The sequence below is a fragment of the Ensifer sp. Root142 genome, assembly GCF_001426785.1.
Lineage (GTDB): Bacteria > Pseudomonadota > Alphaproteobacteria > Rhizobiales > Rhizobiaceae > Ensifer > Ensifer canadensis.
This window is the reverse complement of the sequence record NZ_LMFK01000049.1, coordinates 26,571-49,237: the sequence shown is the minus strand read 5'-3', so window position 1 is coordinate 49,237 and position 22,667 is coordinate 26,571. Positions and strand designations below refer to the sequence as shown.

The 22,667-nt window shown below is 62.0% G+C and carries 16 protein-coding genes; 11 read left to right on the top strand and 5 right to left on the bottom strand.

Going from position 1 to position 22,667, the window contains the following annotated elements; translation table 11 throughout:
- Window positions 1-64: 64 nt before the first annotated feature.
- The gene (locus tag ASD52_RS35195; RefSeq protein ID WP_057226625.1) at window positions 65-1,021 is read right to left on the bottom strand and encodes a LysR family transcriptional regulator; all 957 of its coding nucleotides are present in this window, start codon (window positions 1,019-1,021) and stop codon (window positions 65-67) included.
- A 300-nt stretch (window positions 1,022-1,321) separates the two neighbouring features.
- On the opposite strand from ASD52_RS35195, the gene ASD52_RS35190 reads away from it, so the two are divergent.
- Both ASD52_RS35190 and ASD52_RS35185 read left to right on the top strand, forming a co-directional pair.
- Window positions 1,322-2,509 (top strand): acyl-CoA dehydrogenase, encoded by a 1,188-nt coding sequence (locus tag ASD52_RS35190; protein WP_025428677.1) that lies wholly within the window; start codon window positions 1,322-1,324, stop codon window positions 2,507-2,509.
- A gap of 10 nt (window positions 2,510-2,519) precedes the next feature.
- Window positions 2,520-3,713: a CaiB/BaiF CoA-transferase family protein gene (locus ASD52_RS35185; RefSeq protein WP_057226623.1), complete on the top strand. Its 1,194-nt coding sequence runs from the start codon at window positions 2,520-2,522 to the stop codon at window positions 3,711-3,713.
- Between the two features lie 59 nt (window positions 3,714-3,772).
- On the opposite strand, the gene htpG is transcribed toward ASD52_RS35185, so the two are convergent.
- The 3 genes from htpG to ASD52_RS35170 all read right to left on the bottom strand — a co-directional run bounded on the left by htpG (window position 3,773) and on the right by ASD52_RS35170 (window position 8,722).
- Window positions 3,773-5,662 carry a molecular chaperone HtpG gene (gene htpG, locus ASD52_RS35180; protein ID WP_057211223.1) on the bottom strand — a complete coding sequence of 630 codons (1,890 nt, stop codon included), beginning with the start codon at window positions 5,660-5,662 and terminating at the stop codon, window positions 3,773-3,775.
- A 178-nt stretch (window positions 5,663-5,840) separates the two neighbouring features.
- Window positions 5,841-7,316: an NAD-dependent succinate-semialdehyde dehydrogenase gene (locus ASD52_RS35175; RefSeq protein ID WP_025428680.1), complete on the bottom strand. Its 1,476-nt coding sequence runs from the start codon at window positions 7,314-7,316 to the stop codon at window positions 5,841-5,843.
- Between the two features lie 137 nt (window positions 7,317-7,453).
- On the bottom strand, window positions 7,454-8,722 hold the full coding sequence (locus ASD52_RS35170) for a 4-aminobutyrate--2-oxoglutarate transaminase (RefSeq protein ID WP_057211377.1): 1,269 nt from the start codon (window positions 8,720-8,722) through the stop codon (window positions 7,454-7,456).
- 230 nt (window positions 8,723-8,952) lie between these two features.
- Here ASD52_RS35170 and ASD52_RS35165 point away from each other — a divergent pair, with 230 nt between their 5' ends.
- From ASD52_RS35165 to ASD52_RS35145, 5 genes are all read left to right on the top strand, one after another.
- Window positions 8,953-9,765 (top strand): cupin domain-containing protein, encoded by an 813-nt coding sequence (locus ASD52_RS35165; RefSeq protein ID WP_025428682.1) that lies wholly within the window; start codon window positions 8,953-8,955, stop codon window positions 9,763-9,765.
- 321 nt (window positions 9,766-10,086) lie between these two features.
- Window positions 10,087-11,286 (top strand): acyltransferase, encoded by a 1,200-nt coding sequence (locus tag ASD52_RS35160; RefSeq protein ID WP_057226621.1) that lies wholly within the window; start codon window positions 10,087-10,089, stop codon window positions 11,284-11,286.
- 15 nt (window positions 11,287-11,301) lie between these two features.
- On the top strand, window positions 11,302-12,405 hold the full coding sequence (locus ASD52_RS35155; RefSeq protein WP_057220667.1) for a glycosyltransferase family A protein: 1,104 nt from the start codon (window positions 11,302-11,304) through the stop codon (window positions 12,403-12,405).
- A 1-nt stretch (window position 12,406) separates the two neighbouring features.
- Entirely contained in the window at window positions 12,407-13,435 is a 1,029-nt protein-coding gene (locus tag ASD52_RS35150) for a glycosyltransferase family A protein (protein ID WP_082555518.1), read from the top strand.
- An 11-nt stretch (window positions 13,436-13,446) separates the two neighbouring features.
- Window positions 13,447-15,240, top strand: a complete 1,794-nt coding sequence (locus ASD52_RS35145; RefSeq protein WP_057226619.1) for an ABC transporter ATP-binding protein — start codon at window positions 13,447-13,449, stop codon at window positions 15,238-15,240.
- A gap of 202 nt (window positions 15,241-15,442) precedes the next feature.
- Here the strand turns inward: ASD52_RS35145 and fba are convergent, their stop codons facing one another.
- The gene (gene fba / locus ASD52_RS35140) at window positions 15,443-16,486 is read right to left on the bottom strand and encodes a class II fructose-bisphosphate aldolase (RefSeq protein WP_057211221.1); all 1,044 of its coding nucleotides are present in this window, start codon (window positions 16,484-16,486) and stop codon (window positions 15,443-15,445) included.
- Between the two features lie 752 nt (window positions 16,487-17,238).
- On the opposite strand from fba, the gene ASD52_RS35130 reads away from it, so the two are divergent.
- From ASD52_RS35130 to ASD52_RS35115, 4 genes are read left to right on the top strand one after another with little or no spacing between them, the layout of a single operon-like run.
- Window positions 17,239-18,837, top strand: a complete 1,599-nt coding sequence (locus ASD52_RS35130; protein WP_025428689.1) for a peptide ABC transporter substrate-binding protein — start codon at window positions 17,239-17,241, stop codon at window positions 18,835-18,837.
- A gap of 54 nt (window positions 18,838-18,891) precedes the next feature.
- Entirely contained in the window at window positions 18,892-19,815 is a 924-nt protein-coding gene (gene oppB, locus ASD52_RS35125) for an oligopeptide ABC transporter permease OppB (RefSeq protein WP_025428690.1), read from the top strand.
- The gene (locus tag ASD52_RS35120) at window positions 19,808-20,938 is read left to right on the top strand and encodes an ABC transporter permease subunit (protein ID WP_025428691.1); all 1,131 of its coding nucleotides are present in this window, start codon (window positions 19,808-19,810) and stop codon (window positions 20,936-20,938) included. Before oppB ends, ASD52_RS35120 begins: the two co-directional genes overlap by 8 nt.
- Before the next feature lies 1 nt (window position 20,939).
- The gene (locus tag ASD52_RS35115) at window positions 20,940-22,541 is read left to right on the top strand and encodes an ABC transporter ATP-binding protein (protein WP_057226617.1); all 1,602 of its coding nucleotides are present in this window, start codon (window positions 20,940-20,942) and stop codon (window positions 22,539-22,541) included.
- The last annotated feature ends 126 nt before the right edge of the window (window positions 22,542-22,667 follow it).

The window sequence follows — 22,667 nt, the reverse complement described above, 5'->3', positions numbered from 1 at the left end:
TGATTTGGTGGGACCATAGGCAGCGCGTGTTACGCGTTCAAATTTATAACGGGAAATGTCGCTATCAATTCTGCTGATGATCAAGGCAGTGATCAAGCGGCGCGGTATCGGCCACATGCGCAAGGAAGGCGGCCTCGGCCGGATTGAGAATCGAGTTCGGGTTGGAGATGCGAAACACATCCGTCGTTGGCAGGTTGTGGTAGGGCGGCAGTTGCCAAAGTCGTCCGCCGGCGACGGCGGGCGCTGCCAGATGATCCGGCAGCATGCCGATGCCGACGTTGGAGGCGATCAGCCGCATCACTTCCTCGACATTGCAGGAGACGGCCCGAACCTGCTGGCCAAACGAGCCAATGGCGCGCACTGCCGTCACGGAGTTCATATGCTGTCCGCCGAGCACATCGGCGATGAAGGCGATATAGGCATTGCCGCGAAGATCGTTGAAATCAACACCCTCGACACCGAACAGGGGATGCTCGCGGCCGCAGTAAAGCGCATAGCGCTCACGCACGTGGAAGCTCTTGTTCAGCCAGGTGGGGATGTTGCCGTCGCAAAGACCCATCGTCGCGATGTTGCGTTCGACTGCGCTCAGAACGTCCACAGTCGTGGCGACCGTCACCGAAATCGTTACCTTCGGATGCTGGATAAAGAAGCTCTCGAGCTTCCGGTCCCAGGCCGGGTTGTGGGCATGGCTGACGACATGAATGTTGAGGTGGCCGGTGATTTCCTCGCCCGCCGTTTCAAGGACGTTGGGAAGCCGGATGACGGCCGCGAAGATGTCGCGGCACTGCGCGTGCAATCGGGCGCCGGCATCGGTCAGGTCGAAGCGGCCCGGGCGGCGGTCGATGAGCTTTTGCCCAACGGTCTGTTCGAGCCGCTTGAGCGCCATGCTGACGGCCGGCTGCTGCAGCAGGAGCCTGTTGGCCGCAGCGGTGATGCTGCCTTCCTCCACCACGACGACGAATGTGCGCAGCAAGTTCCAGTCGAGATTGTGAGCAAAGCGTTCTAAGCGGTCGTTGGCCATTGGCGGGTACGAGCATGGACCTTTAGCGTGGCACTGGCGCGGCGCGGTGACGACGAGCGCCGCCAAGTGAACCCGACTCTTGTCGCCATATTTCGACGGATTTGCAACATGAACGGCACCTGGCGACCGGTGGCACGCCCAATGTGTAGCGCGCAAGGAGTCCGGCGGCACTTCACAGCCGATTGTGTGGCGCTCAGCGAGGCCATTCCGCAGGCGCATGAGGCGGTGCCTCAATTTCGTTTGAAAGCCTTGGTTCTGCTTGCCATAACCGCAAGTGGAAAAATCCGATGGGAGAGAAACATGGCCGGCAAGACGCAATTTCAATGGGACGACGCGTTCCTCCTCGAAGATCAGTTGACCGAGGACGAGCGCATGATCCGCGACACGGCACGAGCCTATGCACAGGATCGCCTGCAGCCGCGGGTCATCGCTGCCTATCGCGAAGAATCGACTGATCCCGAAATCTTCCGGGAAATGGGCGAACTTGGTCTGCTCGGCGCGACCGTATCGGAGACCTACGGCGGTGTCGGCGCTTCCTATGTCGCCTATGGTCTTGTCGCCCGCGAAGTCGAGCGCGTCGATTCCGGCTACCGATCGATGATGAGCGTGCAATCCTCGCTGGTCATCTACCCGATCTACGCCTATGGCTCGGAGGAGCAGAAGCAGAAGTATCTGCCGAAGCTGATCAGCGGCGAATGGATCGGCTGCTTCGGCCTGACGGAGCCTGACGCCGGTTCCGACCCCGGCGGCATGAAGACCCGTGCCATCAAGACGGAGAACGGCTACCGTCTCGTCGGCTCGAAGATGTGGATCTCCAATGCGCCGATCGCCGATGTCTTTGTCGTCTGGGCAAAGTCCGAAGCCCATGGCAATGCCATTCGCGGCTTCGTGCTCGACAAGGGCATGAAGCGCCTCTCGGCGCCGAAGATTGCCGGCAAGCTGTCGCTGCGCGCCTCGATCACCGGCGAAATCGTCATGGACAATGTCGAGGTCGGCGAAGATGCGCTGCTGCCGAATGTCGAGGGGCTCAAGGGCCCGTTCGGCTGCCTCAACCGCGCCCGCTACGGCATTTCCTGGGGTGCGCTTGGCGCGGCCGAGTTCTGCTGGCACGCCGCTCGTCAATACGGTCTCGACCGCAAGCAGTTCAACCGCCCGCTCGCTCAGACGCAGCTCTTCCAGAAGAAGCTCGCAGACATGCAGACGGAGATCTCGCTCGGACTTCAGGGTTCGCTGCGCGTCGGTCGCCTGATGGATGAAGGCCGCATGGCGCCGGAAATGATCTCGATCGTCAAGCGCAACAATTGCGGCAAGGCACTCGACATCGCCCGCATGGCCCGCGACATGCACGGCGGCAATGGCATCTCCGAGGAATACCAGGTGATGCGCCACATGGTGAACCTCGAGACGGTCAACACCTATGAGGGCACGCACGACGTTCATGCGCTGATCCTCGGCCGCGCCCAGACCGGCCTCCAGGCCTTCTTCTGAGCGGCCGATCATGGAAGCGCCACTGAAGGGTATTCGCGTTCTTGAGCTTGCCCGCATTCTCGCCGGTCCCTGGATCGGCCAGACGCTCGCCGATCTCGGCGCCGACGTCATCAAGGTGGAGAGCCCGGCGGGTGACGACACCCGCACCTGGGGCCCCCCATTCGTCGCCGGCGAGGAGGGGGAGAAGCTCGACGCGGCCTATTTCCACGCCTGCAATCGCGGCAAGCGCTCGGTGGTGCTCGATTTCACCACCGAGGAAGGGCAGGAGGCGGTGCGCCGGCTGGTGGCACAATCCGACGTCCTGCTGGAAAACTTCAAGGTCGGCGGCCTCGAGAAATATGGTCTCGACTACGCGAGCCTGAAGAAGGTCAATCCGCGCCTGATCTATTGCTCGGTCACGGGCTTCGGTCAGGATGGACCCTATGCGCATCGCGCCGGTTACGATTACATCGTCCAGGGCATGAGCGGGATCATGGATCTGACCGGCGAGCCGGATCGTGAGCCGCAGAAGATCGGCGTCGCCTTTGCCGATATTTTCACCGGGCTTTATGGCGTCATCGCCGTCCAGGCGGCATTGGCGCAGCGCGAGCGAACCGGTAAGGGCCAGCAGATCGACATGGCCTTGCTTGATTGCATGACCGGCGTGCTCGCCAATCAGGCGCTCAATTTTCTCGTCTCGGGAAAGGCGCCGCGCCGCCTTGGCAACGCCCACCCGAACATCGCACCCTACCAGGTGTTCCCGACGGCGGACGGGCACCTGATCGTCGCCGTCGGCAACGACCGCCAGTTCGTCAAGTTCTGCAACCTGCTTGGCCGCGGCGATCTGGCAACGGACGAGCGCTATCTGACCAATGCCTCCCGCGTCCAGAATCGCGAGAGCCTGACACCGGCGCTTAGCGCCGAAACGGCAAGGTACGAACGGGACGCGCTTTTGGCATTGCTGGAAGAGGCAGGCGTGCCGGGCGGTCCGATCAACACGGTCGCCGACGTCTTTGCCGATCCGCAGGTCGTGCATCGGCAGATGCAGATCGACACACCGCATTCCGGTGCGGCCAGCGGGACCTCGCCGGGCGTCCGTACGCCGATCCGTTTTTCCGATGCCTCGCTGGTGCTCGACCGCGGTGTTCCGCGTCTCGGCGAGCATACGGCGGAGGTATTGGCGGAGATCGGCATGGAAGCGGCGCCCGAAAAAGCGAAAGGGTGAGAGGGATTTCTCCCTCTCACCCTTTCATCGCTGCAATTACAGGTGCTTGAACCGGTGCGTTAAACCTTGAGCGCCCGGTTGAAGACGCGTGACAGGCGCTCGGCGAATGCGCGTGGATCCTGCGGCTTGTCGCCATCGAGGACGCGCGCCTGGTCGAGCAGAAGCTGAACGGCGTCAGTCCGAAACGCGCTGTCATCGGCCGGGCAGGCGGCGATTGCGGCAATCAGCGCATGGCCGGGATTGATCTCTAGGATCGGCTTTGCCGCTCCGTCGAGGCGGCCGGCGCCCTGCAGCATCTTTTCGAGCTGGCGATCGGGGCCATTCTCGGGCGCGACCAGGCATACGGCGCTTTCCGTCAGGCGATCGGACGTGCGAACTTCCGACACGGCTTCCCCGAGTGTTTCCTTGGCGAAGGCGACGAAATCCGTCACCGCCTGGCTTGCCTCTGGTGCGCTGTCGGGACTGCCTTCCGGCTTTGCGACACTGCCCAGATCGGCCGAGCCCTGCGTGATCGACTTCATCGGCTTGCCTTCGAAGTCCGGCGCCGAGGTCACCCAGAAGCTGTCGACCGGATCCGTCAGCAACAGCACTTCGATGCCGCGGGCGCGGAAGCCTTCAAGTTGCGGCGATGCCTTGAGCTGGGCGAGGTTGTCACCCGTCAGGTAGTAGATCGCCGACTGGCCGTCCTTCATGTCCTTGACGTAGTCGGCAAGGCTGCGGTGACCGTCTTCCGAGGTGGTCGTGCGGAAGCGGGAAAGCGAGATCAGCTGGGTGCGGCGTTCGAAGTCCTCGTAAATGCCTTCCTTCAGCACGCTGCCGAAGTTTTCCCAGATCTTGTCGAAGGCCCCGCGATCGCTCTCCGCCAGCTTTTCGATCGCCGTCAGCATGCGGTTGGTCAATCCCTTGCGGATGCTCGACAGCAGCGGGCTTTCCTGGATCATCTCGCGCGAGACGTTGAGCGGAAGGTCCGAGGTGTCGACCAGACCCCGCACGAAGCGCAGGTAACGCGGCAGCAATTCCGCCTCGTCGGTGATAAAGACGCGCTTGACGTAGAGCTTCATCCGGCCCTTGCGGTCCTGATCGAAGAGGTCGAAGGGCTTGGAGCCGGGCACGAAGGCAAGTGCCGTATATTCGTGCCGGCCCTCGGCGCGGAAATGCACCGTCAATGCCGGATCGTCGTACTGGCCCGAAACGCCCCGATAGAAGTCGGCGTAGTCTTCCTTGGAAATCTCGCTCTTCTGCTTGGTCCAGAGCGCCGTGCCGTCGCCGACGGAAACCGGTTCGGCACCGGGCTTCTCGACGATCGAGATCGGAACCGGAACGTGGCCGGACTGGTCCTTGACGATGCGCTCGACCGTCCAGCGCGAGGTGTAGGTCTTGGCATCTTCCATAAGATGCAGGGTGATGCGCGTGCCGCGTGCCGGCGCGTCAGCAAGATCGGCGGCTGCGACCGTGTAGCTGCCCTTGCCGTCCGACGACCAGTGCCAGGCGTGGTCCGAACCGGCGCGGCGCGAGACGACGTCGACATTGTCGGCGACCATGAAGGCGGAGTAGAAGCCGACGCCGAACTGGCCGATGAGCTGCGCGCCTTCCTTGCCCTGTGCTGCCTCGATGCGCTCCATGAAGGCGCGCGTGCCTGAACGGGCGATGGTGCCGAGCGCCTCGACGAGTTCGTCGCGGCTCATGCCGATGCCATTGTCCTCGACGATGAGGCGGTTGTTTTCCTCATCGAGCGTCAGCTTGATGCTGGGGTTCGTATCGCCTGCCAGCAGTTCCGGCGAGACGATCGCCTCGTAACGCAACTTCTCGCAGGCGTCCGCGGCGTTCGAAATCAGTTCGCGGAGGAAGACGTTCTTGTCGGAATAGACCGAGTGCACCATGAGATGGAGCAGCCTGGCTACATCGGCTTCAAAGACATGTTTCTCGACGGACATTTCAGCTTCGCTCATCGCGGTGGCAACTCCTATGGTTCCTTGGTTCCTGCCCCAATTGGCAAGCCCGCCGATCAATTTCAAGTGCTGTTTATGACAGGCCGGGTACCGGCAGGCATTGCGCCCGCCGCAGTCCACAAACATTGCGATCAGCGGCGAGGCGAGAGGTTCAAGCAGTTCACGTGGAAGGCAACGCTCAGATGTTGCCCATGCAGAGATACTTCATCTCCAGATAGTCTTCGAGCCCGTGACGGGAGCCCTCGCGGCCGATGCCGGATTGCTTGATGCCGCCGAAGGGGGCGGCCTCCGAAGACATGCGGCCGGTGTTGATGCCGACCATGCCGTATTCGAGTGCCTCGGCCACATGCCAGACGCGCTTGAGGTTCTCGGCATAGAAGTAGGCTGCGAGGCCATAGATCGTATCATTTGCCTCGGCGATCACCTGTTCGGCGGTCTCGAAGCGGATGATCGGGGCAATCGGGCCGAATGTCTCTTCCTGGGCGATGCGCATGTCGGTCGAAATGCCGGTCAGCACCGTCGGTTCGAAGAAGGTTCCTGACGTGCCGATGCGATGACCGCCGCTGCGCACCTCGGCGCCCTTGGACACGGCATCGGCGACATGGGCTTCGATCTTCTCGATCGCGTGCCGGTCGATCATCGGCCCGATCGTGACGCCGGCGGAAAAGCCGTCCCCGACCGAGAGTTCGGCCACGCGTGCGACGAATTTCTCGGCGAATGCGTCATGCACCGCCGATTGCACATAGATGCGGTTTGCCGAAACACAGGTCTGGCCGGCATTGCGGAACTTCGCCTGGACGGCGCCATCGACCGCCTCGTCGATATCGGCATCGTCGAAGACGATGAAGGGCGCGTTGCCGCCGAGTTCCAGGCTGACCTTCTTGATCTGGTCGGAGCACTGGCGCATCAGCAGGCGCCCGACTTCCGTCGAGCCGGTAAAGCTGATCTTGCGAACCTTGGGGTTACTGCAGAGTTCCCGCCCGATCGCAGCACCTTCCGAGGCGTAGAGCAGATTGACGACGCCGGCCGGGAAACCCGCCTTCTCGGCCAGGACGAACAGGGCTCCGGCAACGAGCGGCGTCTGTTCGGCAGGTTTCAGGACAATGGCGCAGCCGGCGGCGAGTGCTGGAGCGATCTTGCGGGCGACCATCGAGGCCGGGAAGTTCCACGGGGTAATCGTGCCGACGACGCCAACGGGTTGCTTGATGACCAGCATGCGGCGGTCATTGGCCGGAGCCGGAAAGGTCTCGCCGTAGATGCGCTTGGCTTCCTCGGCATACCATTCGACATAGGCGGCCGCGTGCAGCACTTCGCCTTTCGATTCTCCGACCGGCTTGCCCATTTCGGCGGTCAGGATGGCGGCGAGATCGTCGGCATGGGCGATGATCAGGTCGTGCCAACGTCGAAGCACGGCACTTCTATCCTTGGCGGGCTTTGCCGCCCAAAGGGTTTGCGCGGCGGCTGCCGCGTCGATCGCCGCACTCGCCTGTTCGATGCCCATATCCGGCAACGACGCCAGAAGCTCGCCGGTAGACGGATTGAAGACGTCGAAGGCCTCGCCCGTCCAGCTCCCGGCGAAATGCGCTATGCGGTCCAAGGCGGAAAACAGTTCGCCGTCGCGCAAGTGTTTGGTCAAAGCCGGCGTCAGGGTCATGATGGGCGTCCTCCAGCGATGCCTGTCGCACGCCGACCGACCCGCTTCCTGTTTGTTCTTGCGGGTGTCGTTCCTCCCGACACCCGGAGCCATTTCATCGGCCCGGACAACCGCGTTAGCGGTCGCCCGGCAAAGCGTCAACCGCGTGCTTCGAGGATCGATGCCTCAAGGATGTCGAGCGCCTCGGCAAAGACGTTGTCCTGGATGGTAATCGGCGCGAGGAAACGGATGACGTTGCCGTGCACGCCGCAGGTCAGCAGGATCAGACCCTTGTCGAGCGCAATCAGGCGCACCTTGTTGGCAAAGTCGGCGCTCGGCAGATTAGTCTTCACATCGTTGAATTCCACGGCGTTCATGAAGCCGGGGCCGCGGATGTCGACGATCTCGGGCGCCTGTTCGCGGATTGCGGCGAGGCGCTGCTTCAGACGACCGCCGAGCAGTTCGGCACGTTCGCAGAGGTTCTCTTCCGCGATGACGTCGAGTACGGCATGCGCGGCGGCGATGCCGAGCGGGTTGCCGCCATAGGTGCCGCCAAGGCCGCCCGGCGCCGGTGCGTCCATGATCTCGGCACGGCCGGTGACGGCAGCGAGCGGGAAGCCGCCGGCAAGGCTCTTTGCCATCGTCATCAGGTCGGGCGCGACCTCATGATGGTCCATGGCAAACATCTTGCCCGTCCGGGCAAAGCCGGTCTGAACTTCGTCGGCAATCAAGAGGATGCCGTGCTGGTCGCAGATTTCGCGCAGCGCCTTCATGAAGGTCGGCGGAGCCGGGTAGAAACCGCCTTCGCCCTGCACCGGCTCGATGATGATTGCGGCCACGCGACCCGGATCGACATCGGCGGCAAAGAGCTTCTTCAGCGCCGCCAGCGACTGGTCGACGGTGACGCCGTGCAGCTCGATCGGGAAGGGGGCGTGGAAGACGTCGCCCGGCATGGCGCCGAAGCCGACCTTGTACGGGACCACCTTGCCGGTGAGCGCCATGCCCATGAAGGTCCGGCCATGGAAGCCGCCGCCGAACGCGATCACGGCCTGGCGGCCAGTCGCCGCGCGGGCGATCTTCACTGCATTTTCAACGGCTTCCGCGCCGGTCGTGACGAAGATCGTCTTCTTGGCGAAGTCGCCGGGCGCAAGCGCATTGAGGCGTTCGGCGAGATGCACATAGGTCTCGTAGGGCACGACCTGATGGCAGGTGTGGGTGAAGCGATCGAGCTGCGCCTTGACGGCGGCGATCACCTTCGGGTGGCGGTGGCCGGTGTTGACGACTGCAATGCCCGAGGCAAAGTCGATGTAGCGGTTGCCTTCCTTGTCCCAGATTTCGGCGTTCTCCGCACGGTCGGCGTAGATCTGCGTGGTCATGCCGACGCCGCGGGAAATGGCAGCGTTCTTACGATCGGTGAGGCTAGTCATGGCGCGTGTCCTGTTGCTGGCGGAGGCAATATATTGCATTTTTTCTGCAAGATTGTCTGGGAAGTGGTACATCTTTCAAAATGGAATGCAAATCAAATTTGGTGATCGAGAGAACACCGGCGCTGATGACGCATTCTTGTAAAAGGTCATGCCCGGCAGGTAAGTTCGCCAACGCGCAGGCGCGGCGCAGATTCGCGCCGGCACCCGCGATCGAAACAGGGAAACAGAAAATGGGCGGCGTGCGCTACAAGGTTGCCGAGGCTGCACGGCTGGCGGGTGTATCCGCCTCGACGCTCCGATTGTGGGAAACCCAAGGACTGGTCGTGCCCGAGCGCTCACCGACGGGCCACCGGCAATACACCGAAGGCGATCTCGCCCGGCTGAAACGCATTTCCTGGTTCCGGGTCGAGCGCGGTCTCAATCCCGCGGCCATCAGGGAAGCGCTCGAAGCGGAAGCGGCCGGGGACGACGACGCGCCCGCACCGGGCGAAAGCGGTCTCGACAATCAGGTCGGTCGCAAGCTGCGCAGTCTGCGGCATGCCGCCGGCCAGACTCTCGAACAGGTCGCAGGCGACGTCGGCATTGCCGCTTCTGTCCTCTCGACGCTCGAGAGAACCTCGCAGGGCGTGTCTGTCGCTGTTCTGCACAACATCGCCGAATATTTCGGGTCGACGGTATCGAGCCTGTCGGGCGAAGAGGAGACCGATGGTCGAGCCGTTGTCCGTGCGGGAGAATGGCGCACCTGGCCGAAGACGACGCCCGGTGTCACCGTGCAGCTTTTGGCCGACGGTCGCAACCAGATGGATTGCCATCGCTTCGTGCTGGAGCCGGGTGCTTCGAGCGAAGGCGCCTATCGGCATGAAGGCGAGGAATTCGTCTATGTGCTTTCGGGGCGTGTCGAGTTCATTCTCGACAGCGATCAGTTTTACGACCTGAGCGCCGGCGATTCGCTCTACTTCGAAAGCAAACGCCGCCATGCCTGGTCCAACCGGCATGACGGCGAAACGGTTCTTCTCTGGATCAACACGCCGCCCACGTTCTAACCCTCGGGCTGACTGGAGGACGCTCGTTTCTGAAACGAAACAAGCGCTTGCGGTGCGGTTCTGCAGCGGCGACCGAATTTGCAGGCGTGGCGTCAGCCGCCAGCCGCCGGTAAATGCGCGCGCTTGCCAATCAAGCGGTCAAAGTTTGGCCCTATTCGGCCCTAAGGTTTTGGGGGCCGCCCTCAACGCGTCTTGCGACCGACCGGACCCTTCGCGCTTCTTCGAAGCAAATGGCAACCTCGCGGCAAAAATCGTAGCTGACCACGGAGTTGGCTCCACAGGAAGTAGACCGCAGCGGTCGGAACTCCGAGGGGACGTTGAATGCTGACTATGCGCGACCGGCAACTGGACGGATTGAGAGCCGTTGCCGTTTTGATGGTGCTGTACGCGCATTTCTTTGCCGCCGATGATTCCCATTGGGGGCATCTCGGCGTGCGGATGTTCTTCGTGCTCAGCGGCTTTCTGATAACGCGGCTGCTCCTCGACGCGCGTTCCGCGGCTCAGTTCGAAGCAGCGACGACCCTCAGGTCGTTCTATATCCGCCGTGCCCTGCGCATCTTCCCACCCTATTTCGGCATGCTTGGCTTCGTGTGGCTGGTCAACCTGGAAGGCGCCAGGGAAGGCTGGGCATGGCACGCGCTTTATCTCTCGAACTTCTGGTACGCGCTCAAGGATGCGTGGACGCCGTGGGTGCTCTGCCACACCTGGAGCCTGAGCATTGAAGAACAATTCTACATCGTCTGGCCGCTCCTCATTCTGCTGACGCCGCGCCACTGGATCGGGCGGCTCTGCATCGGCGTCATCGCCTGTTCGCTGGCATACCGATTTTATTGGCCGCTCACGGGGGAGCCCTCGCTTGCACGAGACCTGCTGCCTCCGGCATCGATGGATGCGCTGGCGGCTGGTGCCCTCTTGGCTGTTCACCGATCGACGGCCACGGCCTGGCCGCGATGGATGACAGTCAGTTGGCTGCCGTTTTCCATATTATCCCTCGTGCTGCTTTGGGGTCGATCGATGCCGGTGGGGCCGGCACTTGATTGGATCGTTTGGATCGGTCTCGAAGTTTTGCCTCTCGTCCCGCTTGTAATGTTGGTCGGCACCGCTTCCGCCGGGTTTCGTGGCGATTTCGGCAGGTTGCTGGAACTCCCGCCGCTAACTGCGCTTGGGCGTGTCAGCTATGGCGTCTACCTGTTTCATCCGGTCGTGCTGGCGCTGGTCGTCAAGGCGCAGGGGTGGATACCGGTCAACGTTTCGGAACAGGGCGTTGGGCGCTTGGTCGTCGCAGGTGCCGCCACTCTGGTCGTGGCGGCGTTCTCCTGGCTGGCGTTAGAGAGGCCGCTCAACGGCTTGAAGCGGCACTTTCCCTATCTTCGTGCCAACGGTCGGCCAAGTGCACCATCCGCGAGTGCTGGAAGCACTGTCGACTGGTTTCGGGGGCGAGGGGACGAGCGGCCGCATCCGGCTTATCGTGCGGACGCCGCTGGCCGGGGAAACGCGCTTCAAGCCTCAGATCTGCAATAGTGTTCGAGATTGTTCATGACCGTTCCGTTGGTTTCCGTCCTGCTGCCCGTCTACAACGCCGAGTCCTATCTCGCCGCGGCGCTTGAGAGCATTCTGAGGCAGGACTACCAGCGGCTGGAGATCATCGCCATCGACGATGGTTCGCGTGATCGCTCACTGGAAATCATGCGGCGTTATCAAAAGGCCGATGACCGCGTCACTATCATCTCCCGCGAGAACCGCGGTTTGATCGCGAGCTTGAACGAAGGTCTCGCTCTGGCAAAGGGCGATCTCATCGCCCGGATGGATGCCGACGACATTTCCTATCCGTCACGGCTGTCGCGGCAGGTGTCGCTGTTCATGCAACAGCCGCAGCTCGCGCTGTGCGGCACCGGCATCGATACGCTCATCGGCGATCGTATCGTCCGCGGCACGCCCAATCCGATCTATCGGCCGGAGAACCTGAAGGCGCTGTCGATGTTCTTCACGATCTTCATGCACTCGACCGTCGTCTACAACAGGCATGTCATTCCGGAGGATATGCTCACATATGACGCGCTTTATGTGCATGCGGAGGATTTCGATCTCTTCCGGCGTGTCACCGACCGTTTTCCGGCGATGATGATCGACGAGGCCATGGTCGCCTATCGTATCCATGGCAACAGCGTGACGAACAAGCACAAGCGCCAAATGCGCCGTACCCACTTGAAGATTGTTGCTGAAAACCTCGAGCGCGAACGTCTTTGCGACAATCCCCAGGCGCTCAATGACATCGGCCTTGCCGTCACGGCCGAGACGATCGGAAATGCTGCGAACAGCATTCTGGCGCTCGAAGACAGGATTTCCGGGTACCCGAAGCAAGGCCGCGCCGGCTATGAGGAAGGCGCCTTGAACCTCTTCTATTTCCTCTACCAGCTTGTCAGCGACGAGCGGCGGCCGCAGCTCACCCATGAGTTCCTAACGCGGACGGGCAAATGGGGGCTTATCCGGCGCCGGGAGCGATACGGCCTCATCGCAGGCGTTCATGCGCCCTGGTGCAGCAGCATGTCGCTGGCTGCGATGAGGCGCATGGATGCCCTGTCGCGATACCTGCAGTCGGTGCCGGCAGCGAACGTCCTTCCTCGTCATGGCCCGGTCTAATATGACAGTCGAACGCCCGGCATGGGCGGCAAAGGGATGCGCGAACGCGACGGAGACGCCGTGGGTGCCGACGTCGGCCGCGCGCGAAGAGACCTTCGCAAGCTTCATCGTCTGCACGCGCAACCGCGTTGAGGCGCTCGATGCCTGTATCCGATCGATCGAGGCGGCGTGCCGCTCCCATGCCACAGTGCGATGCGAGCTTGTTGTGGTGGATAACGGCTCAACGGACGGCACACCCGATCGCATCAGCCGGATTGCGGCCGCGTCACCCATGGCGATCACGCATGCCGTCGAGACCCGACCGGGCCTGGCTGTCGCAAGAAATACCGCAATGGCACATGCACGCGGCAGGATCCTGATCTTCATTGATGATGACTGCGAAGTCGACGTCGGCTATCTGCGCGATCTGGAACACCACTGTGCAGGCGGCGGGGGCGGGGTCATCCGCGGCGGCCGTGTCGAGCTCGGCAACCCCGCCGACTTGCCATTCACCATCAAACGGTCGAACGTGCGCGAACGGCTGACGCATGAGGTTCATCCAGGCGGCTTCGTGCTGGGCTGCAACATGACAATGCATCGTGAGGTCGCATTGCGCGTCGGCCCCTTCGACGAACGGTTTGGCGCCGGCGCGCCGTTGCTGTCGGCAGAGGACACCGATTATCTCGTGCGCGCCGATCGACTTGGTATCCCCGTCGAATATGTCCCCGACATGGTCGTCTTCCATCATCACGGCCGTCGCGCACGGGCGGCAATCGAGACACTTCATTGCAACTACAGCTTCGGCAATGGCGCGCTTTGCCTGAAGCACCTGCGCACCGCGCCGTGGCTGCTGCGGCATTTCTGTTGGACCGTCAGGTCGGCGTTCGGGGAAATCTTCGGTGGCGCCCGGTTCGACCCCGTCTTGCACCTATCGCACTGGCCGATCGTTTTCATGAACCTGCTCGGTGCCCTCAAGTTCGTGGGCCTGTTCGTCGCGGAGCGATCGCCAGGTCCGGCCGAGCAACGGGCCGAAGAGCAACTCCACCGCTGAGGACGGTCGCCATGTTCAGAATCTTCTTGCCGGGCCTGCAGCTATTGCGCGATGCGCTCGGCGGACAAATGCGTCTGCTTCCGGCCGTGGTGATTCTCGGCCTTTGCAGCGCAGCACTCGAGGGCGTCGGTATCGGCCTCATCATCCCCATGCTGGGCATCATTGCCGGCGATCAGGATCCAGCGGCATTGAACGGCGTCTCCTCGCTGTTCCAACAGGTCGGGTCGGGGCTGGACGACGGCGAGCGGCTGATTGTCATCGCAGGCGCGGCTTTTGCCTTGATCGCGCTCAAGAACGTCATCGCCTTTGCCAACACCGTGCTCGCGACCTTCATCAACGGCAAGGCAGGACACTCGATCCGCAGCGCCCTGTCGGGTCAGCTCCTGCGGGTCGGCTATCCCTTTTTCATGAAGGAGAATCCGGGGCGCCTGCTCAACATCATTTCAAATGAGTCCTGGCGGGCCTCCGATGCAATCCAGACCGTCCTTGCGGCGGTCGTGAATGGCTCGGCCGCCGTCATTCTCCTGGCATTCCTCCTACTTCTGTCCTGGCAGATGACGCTGTTCGTGGCGCTCGGCCTCGTTCTCGTCCAGCTCGTGCACTACATCCTGTCTGCAACCCTCAAGGGGCCGAGCCGAGAAGTCACCTCCTTTAACAGCGAGCTTGCGGCTCGAATGCTCCATCTTGTTCATGCCGGTCGTTTGATACGGATATTCGGCCAGGAGGCGCGGGAGAAGGCCGTGTTCGATACGGCGTCGGATGCGGTCAGACGCGCCGGGTTCTCGCTACAGGCCCGTCAGGGCGTGCTGCCGCCACTCACCGAGACGCTCCACTCCGCCCTCTTCCTGGCTGTTGTTGTCGCCGCCTGGTCTGTCGGCGTCAGCTTTCCCGTCATCGTTGCCTTCGTGGTCCTGCTCTATCGATTGCAGCCGCACGTGCGTGCGCTGCAATTGTCCTGGAGCCAGATCCAGGGCTGGAGCGGCTCATTGGAGGAGGTGCGGTGGCTGTTGGACGCATCCGACAAGCCAAAGCCACCCGAGGGGAGGGAGCCATTCGATTGTCTGCGACAGCAGCTGAGATTTGATCGGGTGACCTTCCGATATCCGAGTTCTGGCTCGCGTGCCGTGGTGCTGCATGCCGCGACATTCAATATCCGTGGCGGCCGCTCGACGGCGGTCATCGGCCGGTCCGGTGCCGGGAAAACCACGATCGTCAATCTGTTATGCCGCTTCGTCGAACCGGGCGAGGGGCAGATCCTCGTCGATGGTATCCCCCTGAACCGGATAGACCCGGTTCAGTGGCGGAACCAGATCGCGCTCGCCAGCCAGGACCTGGAATTGGTGGATGGTACGATCCTGGAGAACATCACCTATGGCCGGGAGGCGACGACCGCAGAAGTGGAGCACGCGGCCAGGATGGCCGAAGCACACGGCTTCATCGAAAGCCTGCCGCAGGGCTATCAAACCGTCGTCGGATACAGAGGCGCCAGCCTCTCGGCGGGGCAGCGGCAGCGGGTTGCCCTGGCCAGAGCCCTCGTGCGCGACCCCGAGATCCTGATCCTGGACGAAGCCACCAACGCGGTCGACGGCCTGTCCGAAGCGGCCATCGTCGAGACGCTGAAATCGAGGGCCGGGCACCGCACGACCATCGTCATCAGTCATCACCGCAGCACGATTTCATTTTGCGACGAGGTCGTCATCCTCGGCGGTGGCCGGGTGAAAAGCCAGACGCCTTTCGCTGACGTGGCCACCTTGAGCATGGATCAGCTTTACGAGCACGAAGCGGCGGGCGAGCGCCGCGCCTGAATGAGCGCTGGGGCCGAGTGAGTACTTGGATATCGCGTGGCCTGGCGTCCGCTCGCCGAACCAGCCATCGCGATCGAAACGAAATCGGCGCGCGGCCGCTTGATCACGGGCCGCGCGCCGACTGTTGTCTGTCGCCAAGCGCTCGAACAGGGCACCCCCGTTCCCGTCGTTCCATTGGGAAGAGGGGCGGCCGGTTCGCGGATCAGGCGGCTGCGTAGCGCTTTGCCATCTCCGGCAAGCGCAGGGTGCGGATCTTCGATGCCTTGCCGGCGGTGCGGAAGGCTTCGAAACGCTCCCTGCAAACCTCGGTCATGAGAGCCGTTGCTGGCTTTAGGTAGGTGCGCGGGTCGAAATTCTCCGGGTTTTCAGCGAAGTTCTTGCGGATCGTTCCGGTCATGGCCAGACGCAGGTCGGTGTCGATGTTGACCTTGCGCACGCCGAGCGGGATCGCCTTCTGGATTTCCGACACCGGAACGCCCCAGGTCGGCTTCATCTTGCCGCCATAGGTGTTAAACAGGTCCTGCAGATCCTTCGGGACCGAGGACGAGCCATGCATGACGAGGTGGGTGTTCGGCAGGCGCTTGTTGATCTTGGCGATCGTTTCGATCGACAGGATGTCGCCATCTGGCTCGCGGGTGAACTTGTAGGCGCCGTGGCTGGTGCCGATGGCAACGGCCAGCGCATCGACGCCGGTCTTGGTGACGAAGTCGAAGGCCTGTTCCGGATCGGTCAGCAGCTCCTCGCGCGACAGCTTGCCTTCGAAGCCGTGGCCGTCTTCCTTGTCGCCAGCGCCGGTTTCCAGGTTGCCGAGGCAGCCAAGTTCGCCTTCGACGGAAACGCCGGCCGCATGGGCGATCTTCACGACTTCGGCGGTGACCGCGACATTGTATTCATAGCTGGCGACGGTCTTGCCGTCTTTCTCCAGCGAGCCGTCCATCATGACGGAAGTAAAGCCATTGGTGATCGCCGAAATGCAGGTCGACGGCTGGTCGCCGTGATCGAGATGCAGACAAACGGGAATGTGCGGATATTCTTCCGCCGCACCAAGGATGAGATGGCGCAGGAACGCATCGCCCGCATAGGAGCGAGCACCGCGGCTTGCCTGCAGGATGACGGGAGAATCAGTGGCGTCAGCCGCGCGCATGACGGCCTGAATGTATTCGAGATTGTTCACATTGAACGCCGGCAGCGCGTAGTCGTTCTCCGCCGCATGGTCGAGCAGTTGCCGCAATGTGATCAATGCCATTCGATATCTCCCTTTAGTGTTTCGGCGCAGCCTGGTGCGCCACGAAAATTGGTCCGGCGAAGCGCCGCACGTGCTTGCATCGACGCAATGTCGATGGCCGGATTGTCGTGCGGCGTGACAACGCGTGCGAAATGGTCGCGCCCACCGAAGTCTGGCGCACAATAGTTCATCAAAGTGGTTTGGCAACGGTCAAGAGGGCCCCTGCGAGGGGTGCCGAAGCCGCTTCAATCGATTTTACTGTGGACTGGATGCAACACAGCGGATCTAACCGTTTCGCTTTCTAGTGGTGCGCCGCGGATGAGCGGGTAGGGAAAGGTCAATACCACTTTTCCGTGTGTCGATGGTGGGTTGCACCGAGACAGAAAACACTTATAGGGAAACACAGTGTCGCTGCTGAGTGAACGCTTTGCAAGAAGATTGCGGCAAAGGCTCTGTTTCTTTCCGCACATTACGTAAACTGCGCCTTGAATTCACGAAATTTGCATCAGGGCCGATTCTTGCCGTTCTGGGGACAGAGCGGCGCCAGCATCTAAAACGTTGCAGTAGAAACGCGTGGATTGCCGCCCGGTTGTCACACCTGCGTCGCAAAAACGACGAAAAGGACCGCAAACGAAATACAACCTGTGATTTCGTAAAATTACAACTCTATAGATAAAGATGCAGCAGGTTGCAGAATCCGCCTTGCGTTCGAGAAAGATTTGCACTTCTCTCCTGCGATCACAAACCCAAAAAAGGGGAAGGAGAGAAACAAAATGGCATCACTGAAACTCAACCTAAGCGCCGCCGCGCTGATCGGCTCGTTGCTCATCGGAGCAAGCCCGGCTCTTGCCGAAGCTGTCCTGCATCGTGGCAACGCCGGTGAGCCGCAGACGCTGGACCAGGCCCATACGTCGATCAACATCGAAGAGTTCATCCTCAAGGATCTCTACGAAGGCCTGACGATCTATGACGCCTCGGGCAAGATCGTCCCGGGTGCAGCCGAAACGTGGGAGCTTTCGGACGACGGTACGGTCTATACCTTCAAGCTGCGCGCTGACGCGAAGTGGTCCGACGGTTCACCGTTGACTGCAGAAGATTTCGTCTTCTCGTTCCGCCGTGTCGAAGACCCGAAGGTCGCGGCCGGCTACGCCAACATTCTCTTCCCGATCAAGAACGCCGAAAAGGTCAACAAGGGTGAACTGCCGACCGACCAGCTCGGCATGAAGGCTGTCGACGACAAGACGCTCGAAATCACGCTTGAGCGCCCGACCCCGTTCTTCCTCGAGCTGCTGGCGCACCAGACGGCACTTCCGGTCAGCAAGGCAAGCGTCGAAAAGAATGGCGCGGACTTCGTCAAGCCGGGCGTCATGGTTTCGAACGGTGCATTCACGCTCGCCGCGCACGTTCCGAACGACAGCCTGACCGCCGTCAAGAACCCCAACTACTGGGATGCCGCCAACGTCAAGCTCGACAAGGTCATCTTCTACCCGATCGACGACCAGGCCGCCTCGGTTCGCCGCTTCGAAGCGAAGGAAATGGATCTCGCCTACAACTTCTCGGCCGATCAGCTCGATCGTCTGCGCAAGTCCCATGGCGAACAGGTTCATGTTTCGCCGACGCTCGCGACCTACTACTACGCCTTCGATACCCGCCAGGAGCCCTATAGCGACGTTCGCGTTCGTCAGGCCCTGTCGATGGCAGTCGATCGCGACTTCCTCGCCAAGGAAATCTACGCCGGCTCGCAGCTGCCGGCCTACTCGATGGTGCCCCCGGGCATCGAGAGCTACGGTGATCCGTCCAAGGCCGAGTTCGGCACCCTGTCGCAGCTCGATCGCGAAGACAAGGCACTGGCTCTGATGAAGGAAGCCGGTTACGGCGAAGGTGGCAAGCCGCTCGAAATCGAGCTGCGCTACAACACCAACCCGAACCACGAGCGTGTTGCAACGGCCGTTGCCGACATGTGGAAGAACACCTTCGGCGCCAAGGTGTCGCTGGTGAACCTCGACGTGTCCTCGCACTATGCCTACCTGCAGGAAGGCGGCAAGTTCAACGTTGCGCGCGCCGGCTGGGTTGCCGACTACGCCGACGCCGAGAACTTCCTCGCTCTCAGCCTTAGCTCCAACAAGACCTTCAACTACGGCCACTTCGAAAACGCTGAATTCGACGCGCTGATGAAGAAGTCTTACGAGGAGCAGGATCCGGCAGCTCGCTCCAAGCTGCTGCATGAAGCTGAAGCTCTGCTGATGAAGGAACAGCCGATCGCTCCGCTTCTGACCCAGGCCGACCTGTGGCTGGTTTCCGACCGCGTCAAGGGCTGGCAGGACAACTCGCCGAACCAGCACTTGAGCCGGTTCCTGAGCGTCGCCGAATAACGAACAGGGACGACGCGCGGTGAAAATGCCGCGCGTCGCCTCCGGAGCACGTCAATGATTTCCTTCATCCTTCGCCGATTGGCGAGTGCGGTGCCGACCTTGTTTATTGTCGTCACCATTTCCTTTTTCCTGATGCGGTTTGCCCCTGGCGGCCCCTTCAACCTCGAGCGTCCTCTTCCGCCACAAACAATGGCGAACCTGATGGCGACCTATCAGCTCGATCAGCCCCTGTGGCGCCAATACGTTCACTATCTCAGCAATGCGGTGACCGGCGACTTTGGCCCGAGCTATATCTACAAGGATAACAACGTCGCGCAGTTGATCGGCAAGGGCTTGCCCTATTCGATGGAGCTCGGCCTGTACGCACTGCTGTTTGCCGTGATCGGCGGCGTTACCGCCGGTACGATCGCTGCACTCCGGCAAAACAGCATCCTCGACTTCACGATCATGTCGGTCTCGACGCTCGGCGTCACCGTACCGAATTTCGTCGTTGGTCCTGTCTTGACGCTGGTCTTCGCCATCGTCCTGGCCTGGCTGCCGGCCGGCGGTTGGGGTGACGGTTCGTTGCGCTTCCTGATCCTGCCGATGATCGCGCTCGCACTGCCGCAGCTCGCGGTCTTCGCGCGGCTTACCCGCGGTTCGATGATCGAGGCGCTGCACACCGACCATATCCGAACGGCCAAGGCCTACGGCCTTCCGGCAAGGACAGTCGTCATCACCCACGCCATGCGCGGCGCGATGCTGCCGGTTGTCTCCTACCTCGCACCTTGCGCGGCGGCATTGCTCACCGGTTCGGCTGTGGTCGAGACGATCTTTACCATTCCGGGCGTCGGCCGCTACTTCGTCCTCGGGGCGATCAACCGCGACTATACGCTGGTGATGGGCACGGTCATTCTCGTCGCCATCTTCGTTATCGTTTTCAATCTTTTGGTCGACATTCTCTACGGCCTGCTCGATCCGAGGGTTCGCCATGACTGATGTCGTCCAGACGCCGGCGGTAACGCCGGAAACCAAGGGGCGCAGCCTCTTCCAGCTGGCGGCCATGCGCTTCAAGCGCAACCGCGCTGCCATGGCCGGCTGCGTCATGCTGGCCCTCATCGCAGTATTCTCGTTCCTCGGGCCACTGTTTTCGCCGCATACCTACGACCAGGTGTTCCCGTCCTACGTGAATATCGGACCAAGCCTCGAGCCGCGCCCTGACACGTCCACCCTGCAAGGGGTGATGGAAGGGATCGCAACACGCGCCCGCGTCACGCTCAAGGAGTTCAACATCGACGGTGAGACCTTCACCGCGACGATCACCTCGGAGCAGCCGATCGATGCCCGCGCGACGCGCTACTTCGATCGTGCCAACGAGTTCCGTGACACTCAGGTCGTGGCAACGGAGGACGAGGGTCGTACTCTCAAGGTGACCGGTCAGGTCAATCGCGAGTATTTCCCGTTCGGCACCGATTCGAACGGCCGCGATCTGCTGGTGCGCGTCATGCTCGGCGGCCAGATCTCGATTGCCGTCGGTCTCTTGGCAAGTCTCGTGTCGCTCGGCATCGGCGTCGTCTACGGCGCGACGTCGGGTTACATCGGCGGCCGCGTCGACAACGTCATGATGCGACTGGTGGAGATCATGTATTCTCTGCCCTTCGTCTTCCTCGTTGTCGTGCTCGTGGTCTTCTTCGGACGCTCGTTCATCCTGATCTTCCTGGTGATCGGCGCGGTCGAATGGCTGGATATGGCCCGTATCGTGCGCGGCCAGACGCTGGCGCTGAAACGGCGGGAGTTTGTCGGTGCAGCCCAGGCGCTCGGCCTGACGGACTGGCAGATCATCCGCCGGCACATCATTCCGAACACCATCGGTCCTGTCATCGTTTTCGTCACCGTCGTCGTGCCGAAGGTGATCCTGCTCGAGAGCTTCCTCTCGTTCCTCGGCCTTGGCGTTCAGGCGCCGCTGACGAGCTGGGGAGCGTTGATTTCGGAAGGTGCCAACAACATCCAGTCGGCGCCCTGGCTGCTGATCTTCCCGGCCATCTTCTTTGTTCTGACGCTGTTCTCGTTGAACTTCGTCGGCGACGGCCTGCGCGATGCGCTCGACCCGAAGGACCGCTGACATGGCTGACACAAACGAAACCATCCTGGCCGTTCGCGGCCTCAAGGTGAACTTCTCGACGCCTGACGGGACGGTCGAAGCGGTCAAGGGTATCGATCTCGACGTGCGTACGGGCGAGACTCTTGCTGTTGTCGGCGAGTCCGGCTCGGGCAAAAGCCAGACCATGATGGGCATCATGGGACTGCTCGCCAAGAACGGCACCGTTACCGGTTCTGCCCGCTATCGCGGTCAGGAGCTGGTGGGTCTTTCGCCCAAGGCGCTCAACGGCGTGCGCGGTTCCAAGATCACGATGATCTTCCAGGAGCCGATGACCTCGCTCGACCCGCTCTACACGATCGGCCGGCAGATCGCCGAACCGATCGTGCACCACCGCGGCGGCACGTTCAAGCAGGCGCGCAAGCGCGTGCTGGAACTGCTCGAACTGGTCGGCATCCCCGAGCCGGGTCGACGCATCGACAGCTATCCGCACGAGCTTTCGGGCGGCCAGCGTCAACGCGTGATGATTGCGATGGCGCTCGCCAACGAGCCTGACCTTTTGATCGCCGACGAGCCGACGACAGCGCTTGACGTGACGATCCAGGCTCAGATCCTCGATCTCCTGAAGTCGTTGCAGAAGCGCTTCGGCATGGCGATCGTGCTGATCACGCACGATCTCGGCATCGTCAAGCACTTTGCCGAACGCGTCGCGGTAATGCGCCGCGGCGAAGTGGTGGAGCAGGGAACGACCGCAGACGTCTTCGAGCGGCCGCAGGCCGACTATACGAAGATGCTGCTCGCGGCAGAGCCGAGCGGCCGCAAGGCACCTCCGGCGGACAGCGCACCGATCATCCTTGAAGGTCGGGACGTCTGTGTCGACTACGCGATCGGCGGTGGGTTTTTCACCCGCGGCAATGCCGTCTTCCGCGCGGTCGACAAGGTCAACCTGCGGCTTCGCGAGGGCCAGACGATCGGCGTTGTCGGTGAATCCGGCTCCGGCAAGTCGACGCTTGGGCGTGCTTTGCTGCGGCTTTTGCCGAGCAGCGGCTATTACCGCTTCGGCACGACCGACATCTCCGGCTTCGACCGCGGCCAGATGCGCCCGCTACGGCGTGCGCTGCAATTGGTGTTCCAGGATCCCTATGGCTCGCTGTCTCCGCGCAGGACCGTCGGTGAAATCATCACGGAAGGCCTGCACGTGCACGAGCCCTCGCTTAGCCGTGCCGATCGCGACCGTCGTGCCATCGAAGCGTTGAAGGAGGTCGGGCTCGATCCGGCCTCGCGCAACCGCTATCCGCACGAGTTTTCGGGTGGTCAGCGGCAGCGCATCGCGATCGCGCGTGCCATGATCCTGAAGCCGAAGGTGGTTATTCTCGACGAGCCGACATCGGCGCTCGACCGCTCCGTCCAGGGCCAGGTTATCGAGCTGCTGCGCGATCTGCAGCGCTCGCACGGCCTGTCCTACATCTTCATCAGCCACGATCTGTCGGTGGTGAAGGCAATGTCGGACTACGTGATCGTGATGAAGAACGGCAAGATCGTCGAGGAAGCCGATACCGACGGGATCTTCACTGCACCGAAGGAGCCTTACACCAAGACGCTCATCGGTGCGGCCTTCAACGTTTAAGGCGGAACCCTTACCAGGGCTTTGCAGGGGCGCGGCATCCGCGCCCCTGTTCTCGTTTTGGGTTGGGCGCAGCAGTGTCGCGGGTACGCGGTATTGCGGGGACACCATGCGCATGACGTCCGGCGT

Coding starts and splice junctions, on each gene's coding strand:
- ASD52_RS35195 (WP_057226625.1), bottom strand. CDS start 1,021: ATGGCCAACGACCGCTTAGAACGCTTTGCTCACAATCTCGACTGGAAC.
- ASD52_RS35190 (WP_025428677.1), top strand. CDS start 1,322: ATGGCCGGCAAGACGCAATTTCAATGGGACGACGCGTTCCTCCTCGAA.
- ASD52_RS35185 (WP_057226623.1), top strand. CDS start 2,520: ATGGAAGCGCCACTGAAGGGTATTCGCGTTCTTGAGCTTGCCCGCATT.
- htpG (WP_057211223.1), bottom strand. CDS start 5,662: ATGAGCGAAGCTGAAATGTCCGTCGAGAAACATGTCTTTGAAGCCGAT.
- ASD52_RS35175 (WP_025428680.1), bottom strand. CDS start 7,316: ATGACCCTGACGCCGGCTTTGACCAAACACTTGCGCGACGGCGAACTG.
- ASD52_RS35170 (WP_057211377.1), bottom strand. CDS start 8,722: ATGACTAGCCTCACCGATCGTAAGAACGCTGCCATTTCCCGCGGCGTC.
- ASD52_RS35165 (WP_025428682.1), top strand. CDS start 8,953: ATGGGCGGCGTGCGCTACAAGGTTGCCGAGGCTGCACGGCTGGCGGGT.
- ASD52_RS35160 (WP_057226621.1), top strand. CDS start 10,087: ATGCTGACTATGCGCGACCGGCAACTGGACGGATTGAGAGCCGTTGCC.
- ASD52_RS35155 (WP_057220667.1), top strand. CDS start 11,302: ATGACCGTTCCGTTGGTTTCCGTCCTGCTGCCCGTCTACAACGCCGAG.
- ASD52_RS35150 (WP_082555518.1), top strand. CDS start 12,407: ATGACAGTCGAACGCCCGGCATGGGCGGCAAAGGGATGCGCGAACGCG.
- ASD52_RS35145 (WP_057226619.1), top strand. CDS start 13,447: ATGTTCAGAATCTTCTTGCCGGGCCTGCAGCTATTGCGCGATGCGCTC.
- fba (WP_057211221.1), bottom strand. CDS start 16,486: ATGGCATTGATCACATTGCGGCAACTGCTCGACCATGCGGCGGAGAAC.
- ASD52_RS35130 (WP_025428689.1), top strand. CDS start 17,239: ATGGCATCACTGAAACTCAACCTAAGCGCCGCCGCGCTGATCGGCTCG.
- oppB (WP_025428690.1), top strand. CDS start 18,892: ATGATTTCCTTCATCCTTCGCCGATTGGCGAGTGCGGTGCCGACCTTG.
- ASD52_RS35120 (WP_025428691.1), top strand. CDS start 19,808: ATGACTGATGTCGTCCAGACGCCGGCGGTAACGCCGGAAACCAAGGGG.
- ASD52_RS35115 (WP_057226617.1), top strand. CDS start 20,940: ATGGCTGACACAAACGAAACCATCCTGGCCGTTCGCGGCCTCAAGGTG.